16 protein-coding genes are annotated in these 21,709 nt (G+C 56.5%); 5 read left to right on the top strand and 11 right to left on the bottom strand.

The annotated features are described in order from the left end of the window. Nucleotides 1-6 precede the first annotated feature (6 nt). Nucleotides 7-1,251, top strand: coding sequence for an MFS transporter (locus M5R41_02280; protein ID MCZ7555218.1), 1,245 nt, complete (start codon nucleotides 7-9; stop codon nucleotides 1,249-1,251). A gap of 317 nt (nucleotides 1,252-1,568) precedes the next feature. Next, on the top strand, nucleotides 1,569-3,992 hold the full coding sequence (locus M5R41_02275; GenBank protein MCZ7555217.1) for an Omp28-related outer membrane protein: 2,424 nt from the start codon (nucleotides 1,569-1,571) through the stop codon (nucleotides 3,990-3,992). Nucleotides 3,993-4,118: 126 nt separating this feature from the next. Here the strand turns inward: M5R41_02275 and M5R41_02270 are convergent, their stop codons facing one another. The 4 genes from M5R41_02270 to M5R41_02255 form a co-directional block, all read right to left on the bottom strand. Continuing rightward, a complete protein-coding gene (locus M5R41_02270; protein ID MCZ7555216.1) occupies nucleotides 4,119-6,371 on the bottom strand; it encodes a TonB-dependent receptor in 2,253 nt (750 codons plus the stop codon). 33 nt (nucleotides 6,372-6,404) lie between these two features. Then, nucleotides 6,405-6,866: a hypothetical protein gene (locus M5R41_02265; protein MCZ7555215.1), complete on the bottom strand. Its 462-nt coding sequence runs from the start codon at nucleotides 6,864-6,866 to the stop codon at nucleotides 6,405-6,407. An 84-nt stretch (nucleotides 6,867-6,950) separates the two neighbouring features. After that, nucleotides 6,951-7,451, bottom strand: a complete 501-nt coding sequence (locus M5R41_02260; GenBank protein ID MCZ7555214.1) for a rubrerythrin family protein — start codon at nucleotides 7,449-7,451, stop codon at nucleotides 6,951-6,953. A 237-nt stretch (nucleotides 7,452-7,688) separates the two neighbouring features. Then, a complete protein-coding gene (locus M5R41_02255; protein MCZ7555213.1) occupies nucleotides 7,689-8,708 on the bottom strand; it encodes a pirin family protein in 1,020 nt (339 codons plus the stop codon). A gap of 375 nt (nucleotides 8,709-9,083) precedes the next feature. Between M5R41_02255 and M5R41_02250 the strand changes: the two genes are divergently transcribed. Beyond that, the gene (locus tag M5R41_02250) at nucleotides 9,084-12,752 is read left to right on the top strand and encodes a T9SS type A sorting domain-containing protein (GenBank protein ID MCZ7555212.1); all 3,669 of its coding nucleotides are present in this window, start codon (nucleotides 9,084-9,086) and stop codon (nucleotides 12,750-12,752) included. A 91-nt stretch (nucleotides 12,753-12,843) separates the two neighbouring features. On the opposite strand, the gene M5R41_02245 is transcribed toward M5R41_02250, so the two are convergent. From M5R41_02245 to M5R41_02235, 3 genes are all read right to left on the bottom strand, one after another. Next, a complete protein-coding gene (locus tag M5R41_02245; protein MCZ7555211.1) occupies nucleotides 12,844-13,503 on the bottom strand; it encodes a response regulator transcription factor in 660 nt (219 codons plus the stop codon). Continuing rightward, nucleotides 13,500-16,769 (bottom strand): tetratricopeptide repeat protein, encoded by a 3,270-nt coding sequence (locus M5R41_02240; GenBank protein MCZ7555210.1) that lies wholly within the window; start codon nucleotides 16,767-16,769, stop codon nucleotides 13,500-13,502. The genes M5R41_02245 and M5R41_02240 overlap by 4 nt, the downstream gene beginning before the upstream one ends. A gap of 310 nt (nucleotides 16,770-17,079) precedes the next feature. After that, on the bottom strand, nucleotides 17,080-17,460 hold the full coding sequence (locus M5R41_02235; protein MCZ7555209.1) for a response regulator transcription factor: 381 nt from the start codon (nucleotides 17,458-17,460) through the stop codon (nucleotides 17,080-17,082). A gap of 150 nt (nucleotides 17,461-17,610) precedes the next feature. On the opposite strand from M5R41_02235, the gene arfB reads away from it, so the two are divergent. Beyond that, nucleotides 17,611-18,036, top strand: coding sequence for an alternative ribosome rescue aminoacyl-tRNA hydrolase ArfB (gene arfB / locus M5R41_02230; GenBank protein MCZ7555208.1), 426 nt, complete (start codon nucleotides 17,611-17,613; stop codon nucleotides 18,034-18,036). A gap of 119 nt (nucleotides 18,037-18,155) precedes the next feature. Here the strand turns inward: arfB and M5R41_02225 are convergent, their stop codons facing one another. Both M5R41_02225 and M5R41_02220 read right to left on the bottom strand, forming a co-directional pair. Then, entirely contained in the window at nucleotides 18,156-18,674 is a 519-nt protein-coding gene (locus M5R41_02225; GenBank protein ID MCZ7555207.1) for a hypothetical protein, read from the bottom strand. Between the two features lie 143 nt (nucleotides 18,675-18,817). Continuing rightward, on the bottom strand, nucleotides 18,818-19,819 hold the full coding sequence (locus M5R41_02220; protein ID MCZ7555206.1) for a YfiM family protein: 1,002 nt from the start codon (nucleotides 19,817-19,819) through the stop codon (nucleotides 18,818-18,820). Between the two features lie 199 nt (nucleotides 19,820-20,018). On the opposite strand from M5R41_02220, the gene M5R41_02215 reads away from it, so the two are divergent. Next, on the top strand, nucleotides 20,019-20,465 hold the full coding sequence (locus M5R41_02215; GenBank protein ID MCZ7555205.1) for a hypothetical protein: 447 nt from the start codon (nucleotides 20,019-20,021) through the stop codon (nucleotides 20,463-20,465). Between the two features lie 69 nt (nucleotides 20,466-20,534). On the opposite strand, the gene M5R41_02210 is transcribed toward M5R41_02215, so the two are convergent. Continuing rightward, nucleotides 20,535-21,104 carry an SPOR domain-containing protein gene (locus tag M5R41_02210; GenBank protein ID MCZ7555204.1) on the bottom strand — a complete coding sequence of 190 codons (570 nt, stop codon included), beginning with the start codon at nucleotides 21,102-21,104 and terminating at the stop codon, nucleotides 20,535-20,537. A 2-nt stretch (nucleotides 21,105-21,106) separates the two neighbouring features. Next, nucleotides 21,107-21,706 carry an SPOR domain-containing protein gene (locus M5R41_02205; protein ID MCZ7555203.1) on the bottom strand — a complete coding sequence of 200 codons (600 nt, stop codon included), beginning with the start codon at nucleotides 21,704-21,706 and terminating at the stop codon, nucleotides 21,107-21,109. Nucleotides 21,707-21,709: the final 3 nt, after the last annotated feature.

Here is a 21,709-nt window from a genome sequence, read left to right as displayed (position 1 = left end):
GGCGACATGCTCGACATTCAGCGACGGATCAGTAACACGTTCTACGTACTCCTCAGTCTTCCTGCCACAGCCATGGGCTTCGCGCTTTCGATACAGATCGCCGCGCTCAGTTGGATACTGGGGACACAGTATGGACTCGATATTCACGAGATAGGCATTGTCTGGGCGGCCGGACCGCTCGCGGGGATATTGGGACAGGTGATTATCGGCATCATTAGCGATCGTGTGTGGTTTTGGGGCGGACGCCGGCGACCATTCATTCTGATCGGCGGCGTGCTCGCCGCATTGATGCTCATCGCGCTGCCAAATATTCACGTCATCAGCGATCAGCTCGGTCTGGGAGGAATACTTGGTGTCGCGATAGCTGTGGCGCTCACGCTGGATCTGGCCATCAATATCAGTTTCAATCCGACCCGCTCCATTATCGCCGATGTTACCGAGGACGGTATTCCACGCACCAAGGGATACACCTGGATGCAGACAATTAGTGGTTTCTTTGGTGTCGCTGCCTACGCGCTGGGAGCCACTCTGGGGAACTACGTGCTGATTTATGCCGGGGCGGTCGTTGTCCTCTTGTTTTCCCTGCTTCCGCCGCTCTTCATCGAGGAGCCGCGCGTATTGTCGTCGGCCGGCACGGATCCTGCCGAAAACAGCAGGACACAGACGGATTGGGGGCAGTTACTGCGCATCTATGCGGCACACGCCTTTTCCTGGTTGGGGATACAGACCATGTTCGTGTACATCATCGCATGGATCATGCAGAAGCTCAGTCCGGCGACGGATTTCGCGACGGGGCAAATCATCAGCATTTCCTTTCTTGTACTGAACACCGTGGGATTTATCCTGCCTGTTACGGTACTGGAGCCGCTGTCCGAACGCCTCGGTCGCGTCCGGGTGCACACACTGGCCGTGGCGGTGATGGCTGCCGCATACGCAATGATCGTTTTGTTCGCAACGAGCAGCATGCTTCTCTATGTTTTCATGGCGTTCGCGGGCATTGGTTGGGCCGCGGTGGTCAGTCTCCCCTTCGCGATCATGTCCGAGAATGTTGACAAGTCTCGCATGGGGTTTTTCATGGGCATATTCAATCTTTCCGTCGTCATCCCGCAACTCGTTGTCAGTCTCGGGCTTGGCCTCCTGATTCAGCAAACGGAGGACAAAGCGCTGATATTCATCATTGCGGCAGTCTCGCTTGGTGTCAGCTCCCTGCTCTGGCTGCTGGTACGCGAACCAGGCCGCATCCGGACATGAATCGTATTATCCACATGGATTGCATCTGACTCCGATGCGTTCTTCATACGCTTCTCCGAAATTCTTCAATTCATTTCTCACGCCAACGGCCTCCGCGTACCACCACGATAGTTCATCTTCATAGGGATAGCTGTTCGTGCCCGGAATTCCCGGACTTCCGGATTGCGCTTTACACCATGAGTCCGTACTTTGCGGATACGTAACTTTTTTATTCCGCAGCGACAATGTCATGCTTTAAGGAACAGTTCCCGCATCTCTTGGTCTTGTTTCCATAGAGTTCACAAATCATTGAACCAACCGTCGTAAGGAGAAGCCGTATGCATCGACGTTTACTGAGGACGCTGTTCGCCTGTGTTATTCTCTCCGCACTGATAAGCCCGGTGCGCGGGCAAACCATCGACGCCGTCGAAGATCATCCCGTCTTCGCTGACATCATGAAAACCGGTTCGCAGGTCCCCGCTTCACTTGCCGGTACGGCAGGACAATGGACCACCGGACCCGCTCTGCTGTCAGCCAAGTGCTATGAAGGTGCCGCGTGGCATGACGGACACCTGTACGTGTTTGGCGGTCTCGGCGCCGACTTACGCTACGACCTGAAATGCTACAAGCTGGATGCCGCCAGCGGCCTATGGAGCGCCATCGCCGCTTTACCCTTACAACGCGCGCTTCCGGCGGTACAGACCGTAAACGGAAAAATCTACCTCATCGGCGGCTACAGCTCCACGAGTCCCTTCACCGTACAGCCGTCCGTGCTGGAGTATGATCCCGTCGCGAACACCTATACAACGAAATCCAATATGCCCACGCCGGTGTACGGTGGGGGTTCATTCGTCCATAACGGACGCATCTGGGTCCTCGGCGGCGGGACGACCGCTTTCACCACCTCCTCCACCGTCATCCAGATCTACGATCCCGCAACGGACCGCTGGACGACATCCAGCTCTCTCACGCCTTACACCGCCTGGGCGCAGGGCGTCGCCGTAGTCGGCAACACCGTGTTATTCGTTGGCGGCGTGCGCTATACCAACGGACAAGGTTTGTACGGGGCCTGGGCGTACAAGGGAGCGATCAGTGGCGACGACATTACCTGGACACAGATCGCCAACTATCCCGATGGCTCTGTCATGCGCTTCTCCGCGGGTTCGGACGGCAGCAAGATGTACTTTAGCGGCGGCTACAACGCGGCCAGTCAGAACAATGGTCCTCCGTCAGGTAAAACATACGCGTATGATCCGGCACAGGACACCTGGATCATGATGGATCAGAAACCGACTCCCGTATACTTCGCCAGTCAGTTGATTTTCGACGGAACGGACAAATTGTACATGATCGGCGGAAATCACCAGCCGAGCGGAGTCACCGCCGCTGTGGAAATCCTCAATGTCAATGCCGCGGGCGGTCCGCTCGCACACTTCGCCACCACCAGTTTTGACGTCTGGCTCAAAAACGGCGGAAGCGTCGAACAGAATCTTCCGATCCGCAACAATGGCAGTGCGCCGCTGACCTGGGAAGCGACGGTTGTCGAACCCGCCGGAAGCTGGATGTCGCTCGCCACGGCGTCCGGAAGTGTGCCACCCGGTGAGGTTGCCAATATTGCCGCGGTGTTGAATTCCTCCTCCGGCAACGGTGTGCATCAGGGGAAAATCACCGTCACGACCAACGATCCGATTCGGCCTTCCACGGATCTCTCACTCACGTTGCATGTGCAGGACGAGGATGTTGATGCGGAGCAGAACGTATTGATGGAAGAAGGAACCGGAACCTGGTGCGGTTTCTGTCCCTACGGCGCCGACAGCCTGAAAGCCATGATCGAGCGCTTCCCCGGCCGCGTGCATGGTATCGCGTATCACGGCGGCAGTGCCACCGAGCCCATGCAGACTGTTTCCACAGGTTTCTGGACGGGTATCATCAAGCTCACGGGTTGGCCACAGGGTTCTGTAAACCGCATCGTGTTCAAAGGACAGTCGGCCCCCGCAATCAGCCGCTCACTCTGGAATTCGTCCATTACCGAGGTGCTGCAAACCAGGCGCAGCCCGATCAGCCTGAATGTGCTGGCGAAGACCTACGATCCCGTCAGTAAAAGGACAAGTATCACCGTGGAGGTACTGTTCCACCGCGACCTCGCCATCCCTGTCCGTCTGAATATCGCACAGGTACAGGATCAGATGAATTACACGCAGGTGTTCTATCCGCCGGAGGGTGGCTCAACCAGGTTGTTCCCCTATTTCCACAATCATGTGATGCGGCAGGTGATCCCGAGCGATGCCGGAGAAGTCATCAGCGGTGGAGCGACGGTGCGCTCGCAGACGCGTGTCACGAAAACGTTCAACTTCACTTCCGTTGACTCGACCGTGGAAACCAGCCGCTTCATCATTTACGCGCATCACTCCGACGGTGTCACCTTCGGTGAAATCCTTCAGTCCACGGAGGCGGAACTCGGCGACTTCATTCTCGACAGCAAACGGCTGCCGGGCGAAGCTTCGCTGACGCTGCATCAGAATTATCCGAATCCCTTCAACCCGTCAACCATGGTCAGTTTCGATCTCCCGCAGCGCGAAAACGTCATTCTCACGGTCAATGATCTGCTAGGCCGTGAAGTTGCACGGCTCGCGGACGGTGAGTTTGATCGCGGCAGGCACAGCATGTCCTTCCATGCCGACGGCTTGACAGCCGGTACCTACATCCTGACGCTCCGCAGCGGAAACACGGTACTCACCCGCAGCATGACGTTTATGAAATAATCCATCGAAGCGGGAGTCTTTCCCCCTCCGACGACGAAAAAGGCGCGATGTACACCGCGCCTTTTTCATTGGTTCTGAAACGACGATTTCTGTCGCACGCTTACGGCGGAGCGCCGCTTTTCGGGATCAATAGTCTCCGATACGCAGGCGTGTACCTGCATACGCCTCACGGCCTTTCACGGGGCCCCATGCGAACGTCGGCTCGAAATGCGCCTCGAAGGGTCTGCGTGCATTGAGAATCGGACCCGACTGCCGGAAGTCCAGAAGGTTCTCGACACCGACGTAGACGTCTATGCGACCAAGATTGGCATTCAGGTGTGCGTTGAGCAGGGTGAACGCCGGTGAAATGGCCGGGAGACGAAACTCCGCCGGCCATAGCGCGCTGTTGGGTAAACTCTGTCCGCTGCGCCATTCCGCGCTGAGCGTCGCCGTAAGCCGTTCGCGAAACATGTCCATCGTCATTACAGCCAGCGCGCGGTGACGGGAAATGAAAGGCGGCAGTTTCCGCACTCCGCCATGAATCTCCACAGCTTCGGTCAACATGTAGCTTCCGCGCAGTCCAAGACCGAAAGGCAGCTGTGCCGTGGCCTCAAACATCAGATGGTCCGAGGTGGTGCGTTCACCGAGATTGGCGATAATGACGGCATCGGATCGCTGGTCGAAATCCGCAACGATCTGATTCTGGAACTCGGTGCGAAAAATATCGAGCGTGAGCATACCGGAAAGCCCGCCCGCGTCATACTGCCGAACCGCATTGAATCCGTAGCTGATCGCCCGTTCGGGCTGCAGGGCTGTCGGTACGACAATATCCCTCCAGCTCGCGAAGAGCGGAGCGTATTCCGAAAACACCGACGCCGTACGAAATGCCGTTCCCGCCGAAAGACGCAGCGTGGTGACCTCGTCCATGTTGTAGCGCAGAAACAGTCGGGGTGTCATCGCTATCCCGTACTCGCGGTAATGATCCGCACGTACGCCCGTAACGAGCGAGAGTACCTTGTCGTACAGCAGCAGTTTGCTTTCAATGAACACCCCGGGTACGGATTCCAAAAGGTTGTAGGAGCCGGCGTAGCTTTTTCCCAGAGGATTGAGGCCTGTATCGACGTTTTCCTGCAACTCGCTCCAGGACCAGGATGCGCCGAGCGTCAGCGTGTGTGTCTCGTCCGGTTCCATCACGAGCCATGCATCGGCAAAGCCCGCGTATTGCGTGGCATCGTAGGAGGTAGTGCCGTAGAACGCGTCGAGTTCGTGCAGCGAAGCGATGGCATGGGTACGCAGGGTCAGACCCTCGCCGAGGCCTATGTCCGAGCGATTATAGATTTCGGCCCGGTTGTTCCGCATACGCTGACCGTAGACGTCCGTGCCGCCGCGATGCAGCGATTCATTGAAATCCATCTGACCACCCAGGCGGTCTTCCCAGGCAAAGCGGATGCCGGTGTTGGTCGTGAAATCTTCCTCGTTGGTGTACGTCCATTTGTTCAGCAGCGAGTAACGGTCCACATTCGGCGCATCCATGAAGCTATCGCCGTCGCGGTCCATGCGTTTTCCGTGACGCGTTCCATGCAGCATGAGAATGGTATTCCATTTTTCCACGCTGGTTGTGACGTAGGCGTTGTACTGCTGTTCAAGATGGCTCATACCGAATGCGTTGAAAAAGACGCGATTTTCTTCCATCCCCTCCAGCAGCAGCACGTTGATCAGGCCGGACACGGCAGATGACCCCTGGCCGACGCCGCCGGCGCCTTTGCTGACCATGATACGATTGACCCAGGGACCAGGGATGCTCTGTATTCCGAACTGTCGTGTAAGCCGGTCGCCGGGCAACGGCACGTTATCAACGAGCACCTGCGTATAGACACCACCGAGACCGAGCATGGTCAATTGGCGGGTATCCGTGATGACGTCCGTTGCGTCGGGTTGTACCGAGGAGGTCGTGCCGAAGCAACCGGCAAGGTCGCAACAGGCGGCTTTCTCCAATTCCTGAGCGGTTATAACCTCCGTGCGTTGGGGTATCGGCGCGACGTAGGTATCCGGAGCGGTGGCTGTGACTTCGACGGTTTCTGTTGTTCGCGGTACAGACAGAAGTACGTCAATGCTTAGTCGGTCTCCGACGAGAATCGTGTCGGTTTCCCAGGAAACATGACTGACGACAAGATGTGTCGCGTCGCGTTTGCGTTCGATGTGAAAATGCCCGTGATCGTCCGTGAGGACGCCATCTTTCGTCCCGAGCCAGAACACGTGGGCTTTGGGGAGAGCGACGCTTTGTCCCTCTTCCACAGCACTGACCGAACCGTGAATGGTTTGGGCCAGGATGCTGTACGGCAGCGCAAGTGAAAATAGGCACAGCAACAATGGCGCAATGCGCCTGAGACTGTTTTTCATGAAATACTCCGAAGCTGATAGGAAAAAAAAAAATCAGATCTGGGTGTATTTCAGAAATCTCGGAGGTTGGTGAAGAGGAGGTGAAGGAAGGAAAAGCGGTTGTTCATCCTGCTGCTGAAGGGTCGCCACAGCGGGAGCGAAGTACGATGCGGCGGAAGCGCCGAGCAGAACCAGCGGACCGCTATGACAGAAGAAACACTCGGGACAATCCTTGGTGCAGCACTTTTCGTCTGTCCGGCTTTCGTTTTCACAGACGTCCGTCCCGCTGTCGGGGCACGATCCGCACTCCGAAAGCACCTCGCAGTGCGTGGCGGCATCCGTATCATGATCGCTGTGCGTGCCGGCATCCGCACAGGGAGCAAGCACCCCGCAATACATACTCGGCGCGTAGCTGCTGATAAACGTGCCACAGACAAATCCGAAGGCCAACATCAACACCGTGAACAATCTCAAACGGAGCGAGGGAGCGAGGGCGCTATGACGTAAAATACGCATCAGTTAAAATTAGCGTATTTTCGGACGGGAAGCAAGCGGAGAGCGGAGAGCGGAAAGCACGACCGCTCTCTGCTCTCCGCCAATTTATACGACGACAACGAATTTTTCGGACTTCAGGCCGCAGATGGGGCATTTGTCGGGCGGGGTTCCGAACTCGATATGTCCACAGACGGGACAGAGCCAGAACTCGCTGACCTCGAGGTCACGTCCCTCTTCGGCGGCCTTGAGCGCCAGTGCGTAGAGTTGCGCGTGGACCTCTTCCGCCTTGACGGCGTACCCGAACATCGTTCGCGCACGGTGTGCTGCGGCCTCGGCCGTTTCGAGCATGGGCGGATACATTTCCTGATACTCGTAGGTTTCGCCATCGATGGCAGCTTTCAGATTTTCCGCAGTGCTGCCTATTCCTTCCAGCGCGGCAAAGTGTCCTTCGGCATGAATACGTTCCGCTTCGGCGGTGGTGCGGAAGAGTTTCGCGATGTTGGGATAGCCCTCGCGCTCTGCTTTTTTCGCGAAGGCGCGGTATTTCTGATTGGCCTGGCTCTCACCGGCAAATGCTTCCTTGAGATGCTCTTTCGTTTCGCTCATGAGGTGCTCCAAGATTGTTTCGTATCGGTATAGAGGTGACGATGCTGCTGAACGCCACGTCAGGAAATATAGCAGATGACAATCGGACAGGCAACTCCGCTTGTTGAATTGCACCGTTTCGCCGCTGAACGGCATGTGCAGCAATGCTTCGCCGTGATCGGGAATCGCGGACCTCGACTCGGTGCGGTTGGAGATAATCCCTGCCGGCGCGTGCAGGCGCCGAAAACGTACCGACGTTTACGAGGGCTGTTCGAGTCTACCGTCGGCGTGCCGGGCAAACCTCCCCTTTTCACGATCATGCACATTGTCGCTCCGTTCCCACGGCCAGCCCCCGAACTCCGTACGCTGAAAATCCTCGAAGGCCTGCTGAATCTCGGCGCGGGTGTTCATCACGAACGGACCGTACTGCACCACAGGTTCACCGATGGGACGTCCCTGCAGCAGCAACATACGGAGCGGACCGCCTCTGGCATCGAGTTCCACTGCGACATCGGGCCGCAATTCGGCGGAGTGGTAGAATGGCAACTCTGTCCCGTCGATACCCGGGGCGCTCCCCTCGAACGCGTAGAGGGTACGGCGCACGTTCTCAGGAGCAGCGGGAAGCGTCCACCTCGCGCCTTCCTCCATCGCGATGATAGCAATCACCACGTAATTCGCCGGATCTGCCGCCCAGGAGTCCGGTGCCGGATCCGGTGCGACGGTCTGCCCGATGCGTCCGGTAATCAGCGTACAGAGCGTCTTCTTCCCTGAAACATCGCGGTGTTCCGTCGTCGGGATGCTCTCCGCCCAGAGCATGCGAAAATGTGCTTCGACGTACTTCTTCGCGGCAGGGAGATTCAGCCAGATCTGAAACAACTCCAATGGATTTTCCTTTTCCTGGTTGATCAGCGGAAACATTTCACAGTGCTGCAATCCCTTGCCGGCGGTCATCCATTGCACATCACCCATGCCGTAGCGACCGGCCGCACCGTGGGAATCGGAGTGATCCACGAAACCCCGGAGCACAGCGGTCACCGTTTCGAACCCGCGATGCGGATGCGCGGGAAATCCGGGCACGCGTTCACCATGATACATGCGCCACCCGTCACGGAGCTCAAAATCCTGACCGAGGTTGCGTCCCGCAAGCGACGCGGCGGGGCCCATCTCGGCATTGCCGCGGGGATAGGCGTCCGCATGATGGACACAGAACAGGAAGGGATCGACAGTTTCCCACTGGAAGCCGAGTTTTTGTATGGAGAGGATGGGGTTGTTGCTCATTGGGAACCCGCCTTTCTTGTTGAAGGAAGTGATAGGAACAATATACCGCCGTCATCGAAATAGACGATATCCCGCGCCTATGCATCCCGACGAAAAATCCGTACACAGAAGCATATTGCATGAGGGAATCGATACTCCTGCCGCCCTGCATTGCTTTCTCCCATTCAGGCCTCGCGCGAACTCGTCGGTCGCATCATTATTTAAAATAATCTTGCTTTTATTTTTTTCTTGCTATCGGCGCTTTCCCGACGTATTATTCCTGCGTCATTCGCATTCACATACTGTGTCCCATCACTTCGATCCGACGGAGGCCTCATGGTTCTCTCCCCACAGCGGAATAGTGCGACGCTTTTCGCGGTCGTGTCTCTGTTTGTCATGTTCCCAATCACAGCGCGCACACAGGATGCCGGCATGGCGGTCCCGATCATCCAGCCGGTGGAGCAACGTCCTTCCGTTCCGTCGCGGGGAAATGCCATCCAACGCCAGGAGTACTTCTACACGCGCGCCACATATCCGGGGGGCACAATCCCAGAAGGCGCACGGGTTCGGGCATGGGAGGACATGCAACGCGGCATGTCATACTACGCACCGCGAGGCCGTAATGGAGTTCGATCGGATTATCGATGGATCAACCGTGGGCCGTTTACTATCGGCGGTCGCATCATGACTATAGCGGTCAACCCCTCCAATCCGCGAACGATTTTTATCGGTGCTGCGGACGGCGGGATCTGGCGCACGTTTGACGAAGGTGGAACATGGCATCCGGTTTCCGACGACCTCCCAACGCAGGCGATGGGGAGTATCGTCATTGATCCGCTGGACACGAATGTCGTCTATGCGGGTACCGGTCAGGCAAGTTTTACGCAGCGGAGCTTCGATGGCGGAGGGATGTTCAAAAGTACTGATGGCGGGAGTACCTGGCACGAAATCGGCGCGGGCACGCTCCCGCCGTATTCCCGCTTCGCCGATATAGCCATCAACCCGTTAAATCCATCTGTGCTGTACTGCGCTATCCCCGACGGCCCCCGCGATAAAAATCACGAGGGCGTGTGGAAGACGGAAGACGCAGGGGCGACATGGATAAAAATATTCGAAGGAAGGACGAGTGATCTGGCCATGAATCCCTCCGACCCGAATATACTCTACACGGTTTCAAGCCAAATGAATGTGAGCAACACCAGCAGAGTTGGCGGAATGTTTCGCAGCACCGATGGCGGCGCGTCGTGGATACAACTGGATCTCGGTTTCGCCGCCGACAGCATCGGACGCACGAGTATCGCCATCTGCAACAGCGAACCGGATATTCTCTACATAGGCATTTCCACATTCGCCGGAGATTTGATCGGTGTTTACAAGACGGTGGATGCGGGCGACACCTGGCGTCGTTTGCACGTACCGTTCGATTACCTGACAACCCAGGGCTGGAAAAACAATATTATGGGAGTTGATCCGACAAATCCGAACAAGGTATTTGCCGGAGGCGTCCGCATGCTCTATTCAGACGACGGAGGAGAAACCTGGATGCGCATACCGGAAGAGGGCTATGGCGGCGTACTCCATGTCGACCAGCATTCCATTGATTTCAACCCTCTGAATCCCGATATCGTGTACGTTGGTAATGACGGCGGTTTTTACGTTGTCACGAACAACGGGTCGCGGGTGGAAAAACGCGACCGCGGGCTTTCCATCACACAATTCATTGGCGGTGCGATGCACCCCACGTCCGACGAATTGTTGTTCGGTGGCACCCAGGATAATGGGACACTGATGAGTCGCGAAAAGGCTGATTGGTGGAAGGTACTTGGGGCCGACGGCGGGAATGCCGCGATCAATCCGTTCGCGCCGCAGATGATGTACGCGTCGCAACAACGCATCAGCATGCACCGCTCTGAGGACTTTGGACGCACATGGACTGCGGCAACCGTTAACATTCCGGATGAATCAAGTTTATTCTATGTCGAATACGTCATGGATCCGACGAACCCGTACACGCTCTATCTGGGGACGTACCGTCTGTACCGAACGACCAGTGGAGGACGATCATGGATCATGATGAACAGCTGTCACTTCCCCGGCAACAGCGGTGGATGCTATTACATTTCCGCGGTGAGCCTGGCGGAGTATGACAGCAAAATGGTGTTGACAGGTTCGACGGACGGCCGCATCGCCATCTCACAGGACGCGGGTGTGAACTGGTTCCATGTACGGGATTCCCTTCCTGATGGATACTGTTCGTCGGTGCGCAGCTTCACGCCCGGTGTGCTGTATGCAACATACACCCGCTATGGTGTGCCGAAAGTGTGGCGCTCCACGACGAATGGGGCGACCTGGGAAAATCTTAATGGTAATTTACCGGACATTCCCGTCAACGATATTCTCGAAAGCGAAGGGAAGCTGATCATCGGCAGTGATCTTGGTCCGTTCATTTCCGATGACGGCGGAGCGACGTGGCAACGCTTCGGCTCAGGCATGCCCACAATTTCCATTCAAAAATTACGTTATAATGCGGCGACAGGGACACTTCGAGCTATCACGTACGGCCGCGGGATGTATGACTTGAAATGGATCGAGCGTCCTTCCTCGTCACCGATATGGTCTTCTCGTCCCGACACATCGTTGCTCGAACAAGGACAGCAGTTCATCTATGCGCCCGTTGTCACTGCAACGCCTTCCGCGGCGTTCCGCCTGCTCGCAGGGCCTGAGGGCGCGAGCGTCGATTCCGTATTCGGAACTGTACGCTGGAAGGCGCGTGGAGATCGCGCCGATTTCGTCGTCGAGGCGTACAACGCGTCAGGTGCCGCCACACAGACTTTCGCTCTCAGCGTCTCACCGCCGGATGTCGCAGAATGGATTATCGTTTCACCTGAAGCGATGGATAGTTTTGCTACGAAAGTCGTACACACGGACGATGGCGCGCTTTGGTTGACTCGCGATGACGGACGCGTCTCCAGGTCGACAAACGGCGGATCGGCGTGGGAGCACTATAAATTACCGGAGGTAAAAAGCTGGTTTTCCGGTATTCATGCCTTCAACGGATCACGCGTGCTTGTCGGCTCCGGCGATGGGCGCATCTTCCTTACGTCGAATGGGGGTCACAGCTGGAGCGAGACGATGAGGCACATCGATGCACGATTCGAGAATTTTCACTTCCACGATGAAAACAACGGATTGGCACTCACATTCAGCAGGGGTGATTCCGCCGTGATGTATCGTACGACTGATGGTGGCCAGACATGGGGTGCTCCGTCAGCAAAGTTCGGGTCGCCATATCCCGTATCCAACACCCTCCGCTTCTTCGACGCGCATACAGGACTGTATGCGACATACGGAGACAACAGCGCTTCGACAATGCGTACCACTGATGGAGGCCAAAACTGGACACGAAGCGATGCGGGGACGCGACAGGTGACAAACATGGCATTCATCAACCCAAGCACGGGCTTTGCTGTGGACGCCTTCCAGTCCCGGACGAGGAGGACGAACAGCGGCGGACAGCGTTGGCTCTCGACCTTCTGGCCCATGAATGGCACGCGCGTGGCTGAGATCACCGTCGCCCCCGGGTGCAACCACCTTTGGGTATTTACCGATTCCAGCGCATGGGTGAGCAATGACGAAGGGGTCACCTGGCTGAGAACCGCGCTCGTTCCGTTCGGAAAAATGCAGACTGCGGTATTCGCTGATTCCGCAACCGGTTGGGCGGTATCGAGAACAGGTATTGTGCAGAAGTTGAGGCGCCACCCTCTCGTGAGTAACACGCATGATATGGCGATACCACACGATGTTCAGCTCGACGCGGCGTATCCCAATCCCCTGCCATCCGGTCAGACACTCTCAATCCCGTTCAGACTGGTAACGCGAGACCATGTGATCGTCAATATACACAACAGCGCCGGAGCGATAGTCGCTCGTTTGACCGACCAGTTGCTGAATGCCGGTGAGCATGTGACGAGTTGGAGTGCCGATGGCATTCCCAATGGCACCTATTTCGTCGTGCTTACAACGAATAGCCAACGAAGCAGCTGCAGTGTCGTTGTACTCCGGTGACTTTCGTGCTACGAACGCTCGGAAAAGCGTATGCGTCGTCCTAACACGACATCCTCAGAAATGCGCGAGGCAAAGCGGAACTCCCGGACACCTACAGCAGCTTCGCATTTTTGAGCGCGAAACGCACGAGCGCGTACGAACCCGACAAACCCAGTTTATGGTTCATATTCGAACGATGATGTTCGACCGTACGCGGACTGACACAGAGTTTATCGGCTATTTCATCGGTACTGAGTTCTTCGGCGATCAGTTTGAGGATACGGCGCTCCGCCGGTGTCAGATTCGAGAGGCCGGCCTGTGACGCGACGTTCCCGTCGTTGTTGCGCGTCATCTGCAGGAGTCGGGAGGAGAGCAGCGGACTGATGTAGAAATCGCCGTCCGCGACCACCTCGATGCCCTGCACAATCTCGTTGACCACGGCCTCCTTAAGTATGTATCCGCGCGCGCCAAGATCCATGGCGCGGCGAAACATGGCCTCGTCGTCGTGAACGGTGAGAAAAATCAAGCCGGTGTGCAATTCCTCCCGTTGCAAATGCAGCGCCACGTCGAGCCCACCCATCTGCGGCATTTCCATGTCGAGAATGGTTATTTGCGGACGCAGCAAACGGATTTTCTCCAGGGCGATGGCTCCGTTCTGGCATTCCGCGACGATTTGGAAGCGTTCGATCTCCTCTATCGACTCCTTCAGTCCCCTGCGGAACATCGGGTGATCGTCGGCGATCAGAATGGTGATGTTGTTCGTACGCATCATACCGCCCTCATGCCATCCTGCTGACGCCGTTTGAGTATGCCCAGGTTCGTAATAACGTTCGAATTGCCATCACGGGGGATGGTCAACGTGATCGTGCTGCCCTCCCCTTTTCGCGAATCAATCGTCATCCTGCCGCCGAGGATGCGCACGCGTTCGCCCATACCCTGGATGCCGAATCCGCGTGTCGCGCTGTTGACGTCGAATCCGACGCCATTGTCGCGTATGAATATTCTGACTTCATTATCCTCATTTCGCAAATGAACGGCGACATGCGAGGCGCCTGCGTGTTTGTGTATGTTATTCATCGCTTCCTGCACGATACGAAAGATCGCGATTTCGTCGTCACGGGAAAATCTGTCGTCTATAGAATCGAAATCCAAATCCAGGGTCATCTCCGTTGTGGCGGTAAGGTTCTGAATCATGGATCGCAGCGCTTCGGTGATTCCGAGTTGATCGAGCTGATGCGGGCGCAGATCGCGTGAGATCTGGCGGACATCGGTGAGGGATTCGGTGGCCGCCTCGGAAATCGCCTCGAGCTGTGCGATCAATTTTTCCTTATTGTCTACATTGCGCATTCCCATCATCGCCCGGTTTTTCACGACAATCAAACCCTGACTGAGACTGTCGTGGAGTTCGCGTGCTATTCGCGCGCGCTCTTCCTCCTGTGAAGACAAGAGCCGACGGGCAAACTCCTGTTGCATCGCACGCTCCTTTCGTTCCGCTTCAAGTGAAACAGCCATGGCCTGCATGGTAGCGGCCGGGCCCTGGAATTCGGCTTCCTTGGCGCGGAGCTCACTCAGCTTCTGCTTCTGCCGGAAGCGGTTGACGAACATCACCGCCAGAGCAAGGACGAGAGCCAATCCGACGATCAGCGCATTGCGCGTGAATCGCGCATTTTCGGCCGACAGTTTGCTGTTTTCACTCTCGATTTTCATGCGCTCGTTCTCTTCGGCGCGGCGCAGGTTGATTTCTTTTCGCATCTCGGCGTCCGCCCAGGCGCGATTTTTTTCGTGTTCTGCAAGGTCCAACTCGAAGCGCAAGGCCTGATTTCGCTGATTCTCGCGTTCCGCCAGCAGTTCCTGCAATTTCAGCGCATCCCGGCTCTTGATGATTTCCAGATCCTGCACTTCTTTTTCCTTTTGCAGCAACGCGATTGTCGTCTGATTTTTTTCTCGTTCGTAGCGTTCCTGGAGTTCCGCGAGATGTCGCGCGTTGGATTCGTTGAGGAGCGAATCCTTCAGTGCGGTGTAGCGCTGATACTGCTCGTACGCGGTGTCGTACCGACCGGCGAGCGCGGACAGGTCACTCAACATCCGCATGGCATTTTTCAGAATCACGACATACCCGCTCTGCCGGGCGATATCACGGGCACGTTCACAGTTTTTCCGCGCATCGTCGATGCGTCCGAGTTTCACATCGAGCGAAGCAATATCCAGGAATGACAGCGCGGTGCCTTCAGCGTCTTCGCTCCCCTCCCGGAGTGTAAGACTTCGCGTCAGGTATTCGCGGGCAGGAGCGAATTGCCCCATATTGGTGTAGATAATGCCTTTTTGATGGGTGGCGATACCTTGTGCTTGTACGTCCATGGCCTCGTCGGCGAGTTCCAGACTCATATTCGCATAGCGTAATGCCTCATCATGACGTCCCGCGCGGCTGAGAAAATTCGCATGGTTGGCATAGGCGGCGGCGATTCCCCGCCTGTCCTCCATTTGTCTGCTCAGTTTCAGCGACTGGTCGTTGTATTCCTTCGCTTCATCGAAACGACCCTGTTCGGAGAGCAACCGTACAAGATTTTGCAGCACACTCACCATGATGCGGCGGTCCTCGCGTCGTTCGGCGATGCTTAAACTTTTTTCGTAGCAGGCGAGAGCGACATCAATGCGGCCTTGCGCGGTATGGATGGCACCGATATTGTTGAGAATCATGGCTTCGTCGTGAAGTTGCTCTTTCCGCGCGAGCTCAAGACTTTGATTGAAATACTCGAGCGCCTGACCGAGTCGCCCTTGCGTGAGATGAATCTTCGCGATGTTGTTGAAGCACTTGGCGATGCCTGTCGGGTCTTTCAATTCACGCGAAATCTGAAGACTCTCTCGATAGTACTCGATGGCGCGCTTATAGTTGCCCTGTTTATCTTCCACGATTCCGAGATTCAGCAATGCCATTTGCTCCCCCTGTCTATCGCCTGTCGCCCTGCAGGAATCAAGGCTCTCAGAGAACAATGCCCGCGCCTGTTTCAGTTGATTGCGGACGAGAGGAATATTGCCGAGGTACGAGAGGAGGGCTGCGGCGCCGCGACGATCCCCGATACTTCGCTTCAGTTGCAGTGCACGCTGTAACGCCTCTTCGGCTTCGTCATATCGGCCCATGCGGTACAGTACCCTGCCCTTGGCAAGCACATTCACAGCCAGATTGGTTTTATCTCCGAGTTTCTCGTAATCAGTGATCGCACGGTCAAGTGCGGTGATCGCTTCGGGATGATTCCCCAACTCGTGGTGCACCCAACCGAGGCTTCCATACGAGAAAGCAACTCCGTACGGATTCCGCATCTCGGTGTAGAGCGTGATCGCCTGAGAGTAACACGCCAGTGCCTTATCAAACTCGTGCGTTTTGGAATAGACACTGCCCATCGCGGTGGTCGCCCGTACGACGGCCTCTTTGAACCCGATCCGCTCTCCCGTCTCCTTGCAGCGGCGGAGGGCCTCCATGGCCTTTTCGGGGTTCTCCAGCTTGCTGTGAATCTGCCCGATGTTATACAGCGTCTGGCATACACCGCGTGTGTCACCTGTTTTCTCAAGGTAGCTCAAGGCCCTCTGTGAACAGACCAGCGCTTTTGCGTCTTCACCGGTTCCACGATGAAGATTGGACAAGGCGTTCAGTGATGCTGCGATGAGTTGGTCGTCGTGCAGCAGCTCGGCTGAGGCGAGCGCGTCGTCGATGTGCTTGCGGGAAGCCTCGTTATTCTTTCGTTGCGATTCTGCATTGGCGAGAGCGATCGCACAACGGATTTTCATCCGCTTATTACCACTTTCCGCCGCAATTTCCGACGCTTCACGCGCCACCTTCAACGCCTTCGTGGAACCGGAGTTCAGGTACGCATAGCAGAGGTCAATCAGAGCCGCGGCACGTAATGTATCGCGAACACTTCGTGACGCGACAACACGTTCGAGGGAATCGAGAATGGCTTTCTGGCAGAAGGCGCTCCCGGCAGGGACGAACACTCCCCACACCACAATGCAGAGTACGATGCAATGTCGCCGTGTTTTCATAGTCTGCGCCTTCCTCCGGTGCAAAAAAAACGAGTCGCTCAACAGCGGATACGGTTGTATAGAACGAAAGCAGAAAATCGCTTTTATTTTGCTGACAATCAAGGAAAAAGGCGGTTCATAGTCCTTTCACGAAACGACGTACACGTTGAATCACGGTTCACTCTCCTGACACGTGTTCGAATAGAGCAACAGGTCGCCACGGATATTCCGCTCCTCTCAACCGAATTCACATAGGAAATCGCTGCACAAGCAAATTTGGGTAAGCCAAGCAAGCGCCTTTTCGCACATGTCATCCGTTCGATGCAAAAGCTCAGGCCGCCTGAATAGGGACGCCGTACTCTGCTTCCACGATCGCCTGCAACAGTGAGTGCAGGGCCAGGATATCATCCTTCATGCAAAACGCCATCGCTCCGGACGCGGACGCCCGACGACGGTACTCGGGATTGTCATGCGCGGTCACGAGGAAGATCCGGGCTTCCTTGTGGTTGCTCACAATCGCTTCCGTCGCTTCGATTCCATCAAGAACCGGCATCTGAATGTCCATGATCACAATGTCGTATTCCTGAGCGTCGAAGGCGTTGACTGCGGCCAACCCGTCCTCGCATTCGTGAATTGTTTCAAATAAGGGGTGCATCAACTGCCGCATCATCTTTCGTACGGCGGCACTGTCATCCACAATCAACAATGTCATACTTCTGTCTCCTGATTTTCATGCCTTCGTATGCAAAAAGCGAAACCAGGGTACGCGAAAAAATAGGTGGTACCACCTATTTTTATAGGTGTGAACACCCATAGTCTCTCTCCCCTTGCGCAAGGCTTCCCGGTCCGCTACATTGTCTCCATGTTGAGAATCACCGCTACTCTGACACTCGACGATCGCGAGCTCGAAGAACGCTTCATCCGTTCGTCCGGTCCCGGAGGCCAAAACGTCAATAAGGTCGCCAGCGCTGTGCAATTGCGCCTGGATGTCACCGGAAGCGCTTCAATTCCCGAAACAGTGAAGGAGCGTCTTGCGAGAATTGCCGGTAAACTGATTACGGAGGATGGCATTCTGATCATCGAAGCCAGGCGTTTTCGCACGCAGGAACGCAACAGACGTGATGCGCGCGAACGGCTCGCGTCCTTGCTGCGCAGGGCGATGGTTCCACAAAAACAGCGCCGGCCCACCCGTCCGACTCATGCCTCGCTGGAAGACCGTTTGCGCAGCAAATCCCGCAAGGGTCAGCTGAAGAAAACGCGTGGCAGACGATGGTCCGCAGAGGATTGAGCAACGGGCAGAGCAACTCTTTTCGTACAACCGGTCTCCATCCCGGCTCCATAGCGCTGCACTGTGTATGCTATGTCAGACTTAGGGCGCTCGACGGGGCGGATCGAGCGCTGAGCTAATCACGCGTCAACCGCCGCAGTCCAATCTTTCGAGAGCTTTCGGATGGAATGACGTACGCCCGGGGAGAGCGTATCCGTATATCGCGGCCCGGTCAGGAAGGTGATTTCCCTGCGTAGTTCGGGATAGCGTTTGACCATGCGTACCATCAGGCGGAAAGCATTGCAGCGGACGGATGGCTGCTTGCCGACCGCTTCCCAGATACTGATGCACTGGTCGAACAGGCGTCCCTCGAAACGTTCAGGAATATCCATTTTCTGCAGAATCATCAGATACTCCCTGATCTGATTATCCGGCCGCTCCGCGAGCGCTGCGACAAATGCTCCGATATGTTTTCGTAGGCGTTGGTCGTTTTTTTCCATGCAACTCCACAGCAGCCAGGCCGCGCGCCAGGAATACGGCTGTTTGTCGGCGAGCGCCAGCTGAATCAGTTCACCGAAATCCCCGGGCTGCGTGCGCATATGTGCCAGCAGATCGGCCTTATATGAGTGGGTCAGAAGATATTCGAAGGTGGTTTCCATGAAAAACTCCCGCAGCGGGATTGTTTGCGACGGACATGAGCACTCTCGAAAAATTAGCACATCCCTGCGATTCCGGGAAGCCGGCGTAGACGCTGGCATGCAACATATGGAAAACCATGTTTTGAGTGCGCAACCGTGCCGGATCAGAAAAAGACCACATGCGCTCTGACAGCGCCGTCGGAAGTGACTTCTATTGCCGGAAACGGCAGCTTGACGAAGTCGAGGCCCTGGAGGAGAAGACGGAGAAGCGATGAATCGGTTTCGATTCGCGACCAGTCCACATCAAGGGAGAAGAATACTTGACGTCTGCGAGAAACAACGGGAATGCGTGTGTCACGCAGAGCAGCGTGATTGTCGAACGCGCCATACATGCCGTCTGCTCCGTACCCGACAGCGGCACATATCCATGGCGGCAGCAAGCTCTCACCCACGAGCGCAGTGATTGGCAGACTCAGCCAGTAGGTCTGCCCGTTATAGTCCTTGAGTACGCGGTCCAGATCCGTCGTGCCGAGCTCTCCGTTGCCGTGCGCTGCGTACGGTGAGGGGCTGTAACTGAATTTGAGCTTCAGAAGCTGTTCGCCGAGTAGCAGTTCCTGTCCCAGTACGAGTCCACTCCCTGCCGTATTCGCAACGACATCACCCCAGGAAAAGCCATAGCCCTCGTGCAGGCCGTCCATGATCTCGATAGGCGTCTGCATGAGTGCACCGAGCGTGGCGCCGAAAAGAGGAGCATCCCGTCTCCGCATTCCGGCCGCGAGCATCCCATGGTAGCCGACATAGCTGTACACATAGGCCCCGAAGGCATGTCCGCATTTGTCCACCTGCATCCAGGCCGCATTGTCATTGGAGAAATGAAACGGCACCACCGCCTTGTCCTTGTACCAGGTGTTGCCCAGAACATACAGCGACAACGCAAAATACCCGGCGGTGACTGCCCCGCCGGTGAGGAGAGACGGTCCCTGCTCTGCAAGTGAGTCGGGATCGGCAGAGGAGGCAGTGAACGGCAGAAGCAGCAACAGCACGACGAGTGCGATACAGCGGATGTATCCGTCGGTTTTCCAGAGGAACGATATGCCGCCGTGCACGGCCTTGCCTGTTTCCATGGGGGAGCGGCGCAGTTCGACGGAACGGAAGGTCACAGACATGCAGGGTGAGAACCAGAATACGAGCATAACAGCGACATCAGCACGAACGAGATGCTGTGATGTGATACAACGAGATGCGTCCACCCGGGTCCACCTCGGGATTGGATGGCGACGCATGCGGGCAGCAGGGAAACTTCCGGCAATTCCCTTCGTACACCTCTGCTGTGATACACACATGGACAATGCAGGAAGTCCGAACATGAAAACGCTCCTTCTTACCCTCTTCGTTGCAATGCTCCTGTTCTCCGGACCGGGCAGTATCTCTGCACAGGATACCCGGACGGATGCAGCGGCACTTCCGCCTCTGGGTGCAAACACAAACGCTCCATTGCGCAACGCGCTGTTGAACTATGCAACGGGCTTGCGAAGCGACAATTGCGGACTCGTCGAATCCTGCCTCTACTATGCCGTACAGTTGCGTGTCCACAATCCGGAAATGGATCTGAGCGTGCTGGAAAAAGAAATCGACGCCCTCGTGGCTGGCGGAAAAACCCTCTCCATCCGCCGGAAAGCCGCGCTCGCGAGCATACTGTTCGTTTCGCCGTCTCTCGCGATACTCCCCTCTGCCACTGAGGGAAAAGACATCGACGCGTTTTTCGCAGCGCTCAATGAGCAGGTCACGGCCAAGCTGGTTGTGATGAAGTAGGTGACAGCATCGCAACACCTTCGTTGCCCTGCCCATCGTACGAAATGACGGCGCCTCGTGCGCCGTCACTCATTTCGTTCTTTCCCTGATGACGCGCACAATGTGATCGCGAACGACAAAGGCCGCCGGAAACCCCAGTTCGTGAAACACTCCGCGTTCGCGGTCGGCATCGGCTTTCATGAGGTAGTCGCCGTAGCGCAGTTTGTAATACGGCGCGTCGAACACCAGGTCCATGCGCCCTTGCTCCATACCGAGCGAATCCAGTCGCTGCCGCATCGTACTCATGACGCTGCGTGCTTCGGCGTGATCGGTGGTGGAATGCAATTGCAGACGAAAGCCCATGACGCGTTCACTGCGCTCGGAGTAGGCCGGTTTTGGCGCGGCAGGATTGACATTTTTCCGGGACCGGATGTCGGTATGCGATGCACTGTCTCCTCGCGCCGCATCACGCCCCACTATCGCCTTTCCCTCTCCTGTCCCTTCTGCTTCGTCGGGAACTGCCGTGCGTTTGGTCCGATCGGAAACTGAGCGGTGCGTATTGTCGGGTCCGGAAGAGGAGCAGGCGACGAGTTGCACCGCGAGAAAGGCCGCGGCTAGGCGATGATACACGACGCTACGATACCCCTCCCGCGCGATCATGCTCAACGCGCCACTTCGACAACGAAAGCATCGGGATAGCCGCGGGACTGCACGTCAAGCTTGAAACGCGAGGCATCCTCACGAAGCTGGTAGGAACCGAGCGTCACTTTGTAGTACCCTGTGACGGCATCGTAGCGCTTGTACACCGGCTGATTGAATTTCTTCTTCACTTCTTCGATGAGCTGGAGTGCGCCGGCTTCGCTCTTGAATGCCCCAAGCTGAACGCTCCACATCATCGTGCCGCTGGCACCGGCGTCCGCAGGCTGTTTTGTCTCGGTTGCATCGGGCTGCACCGGCGGGACCTGTGTTTCCTGACGGGCGGGAACGGCGGGGGCTTCCTGCGCCGTGGGAGGATCGCTCTGCGGTTGCACGGGAACAGTGCGTTCGGCTTTGGCGGGCTGCGGTTGTGCGGGCTTTGCGTCGGAGGGCACGTCGGTCTCCGGAATGATGGACTCTTCTTTGTCGACGCGTTCGAACACCGCTTCGTCACCCTCGGTGCTCGAAGCGGCGTCGCTGATCTCTTCACTGGAACTGCAGGAAGCCAGGAAGAGCGGCAGACTTATAAGCAGGCCCCAGAGAATACTGCGTGGAAGGGTTTTCATGAT

This window comes from Bacteroidia bacterium (assembly GCA_027493955.1).
GTDB lineage: Bacteria > Bacteroidota > Ignavibacteria > SZUA-365 > SZUA-365 > JAOSJT01.
The sequence above is the reverse complement of the archived record's forward strand: the minus strand, read 5'-3'. Positions and strand labels throughout refer to the sequence as shown.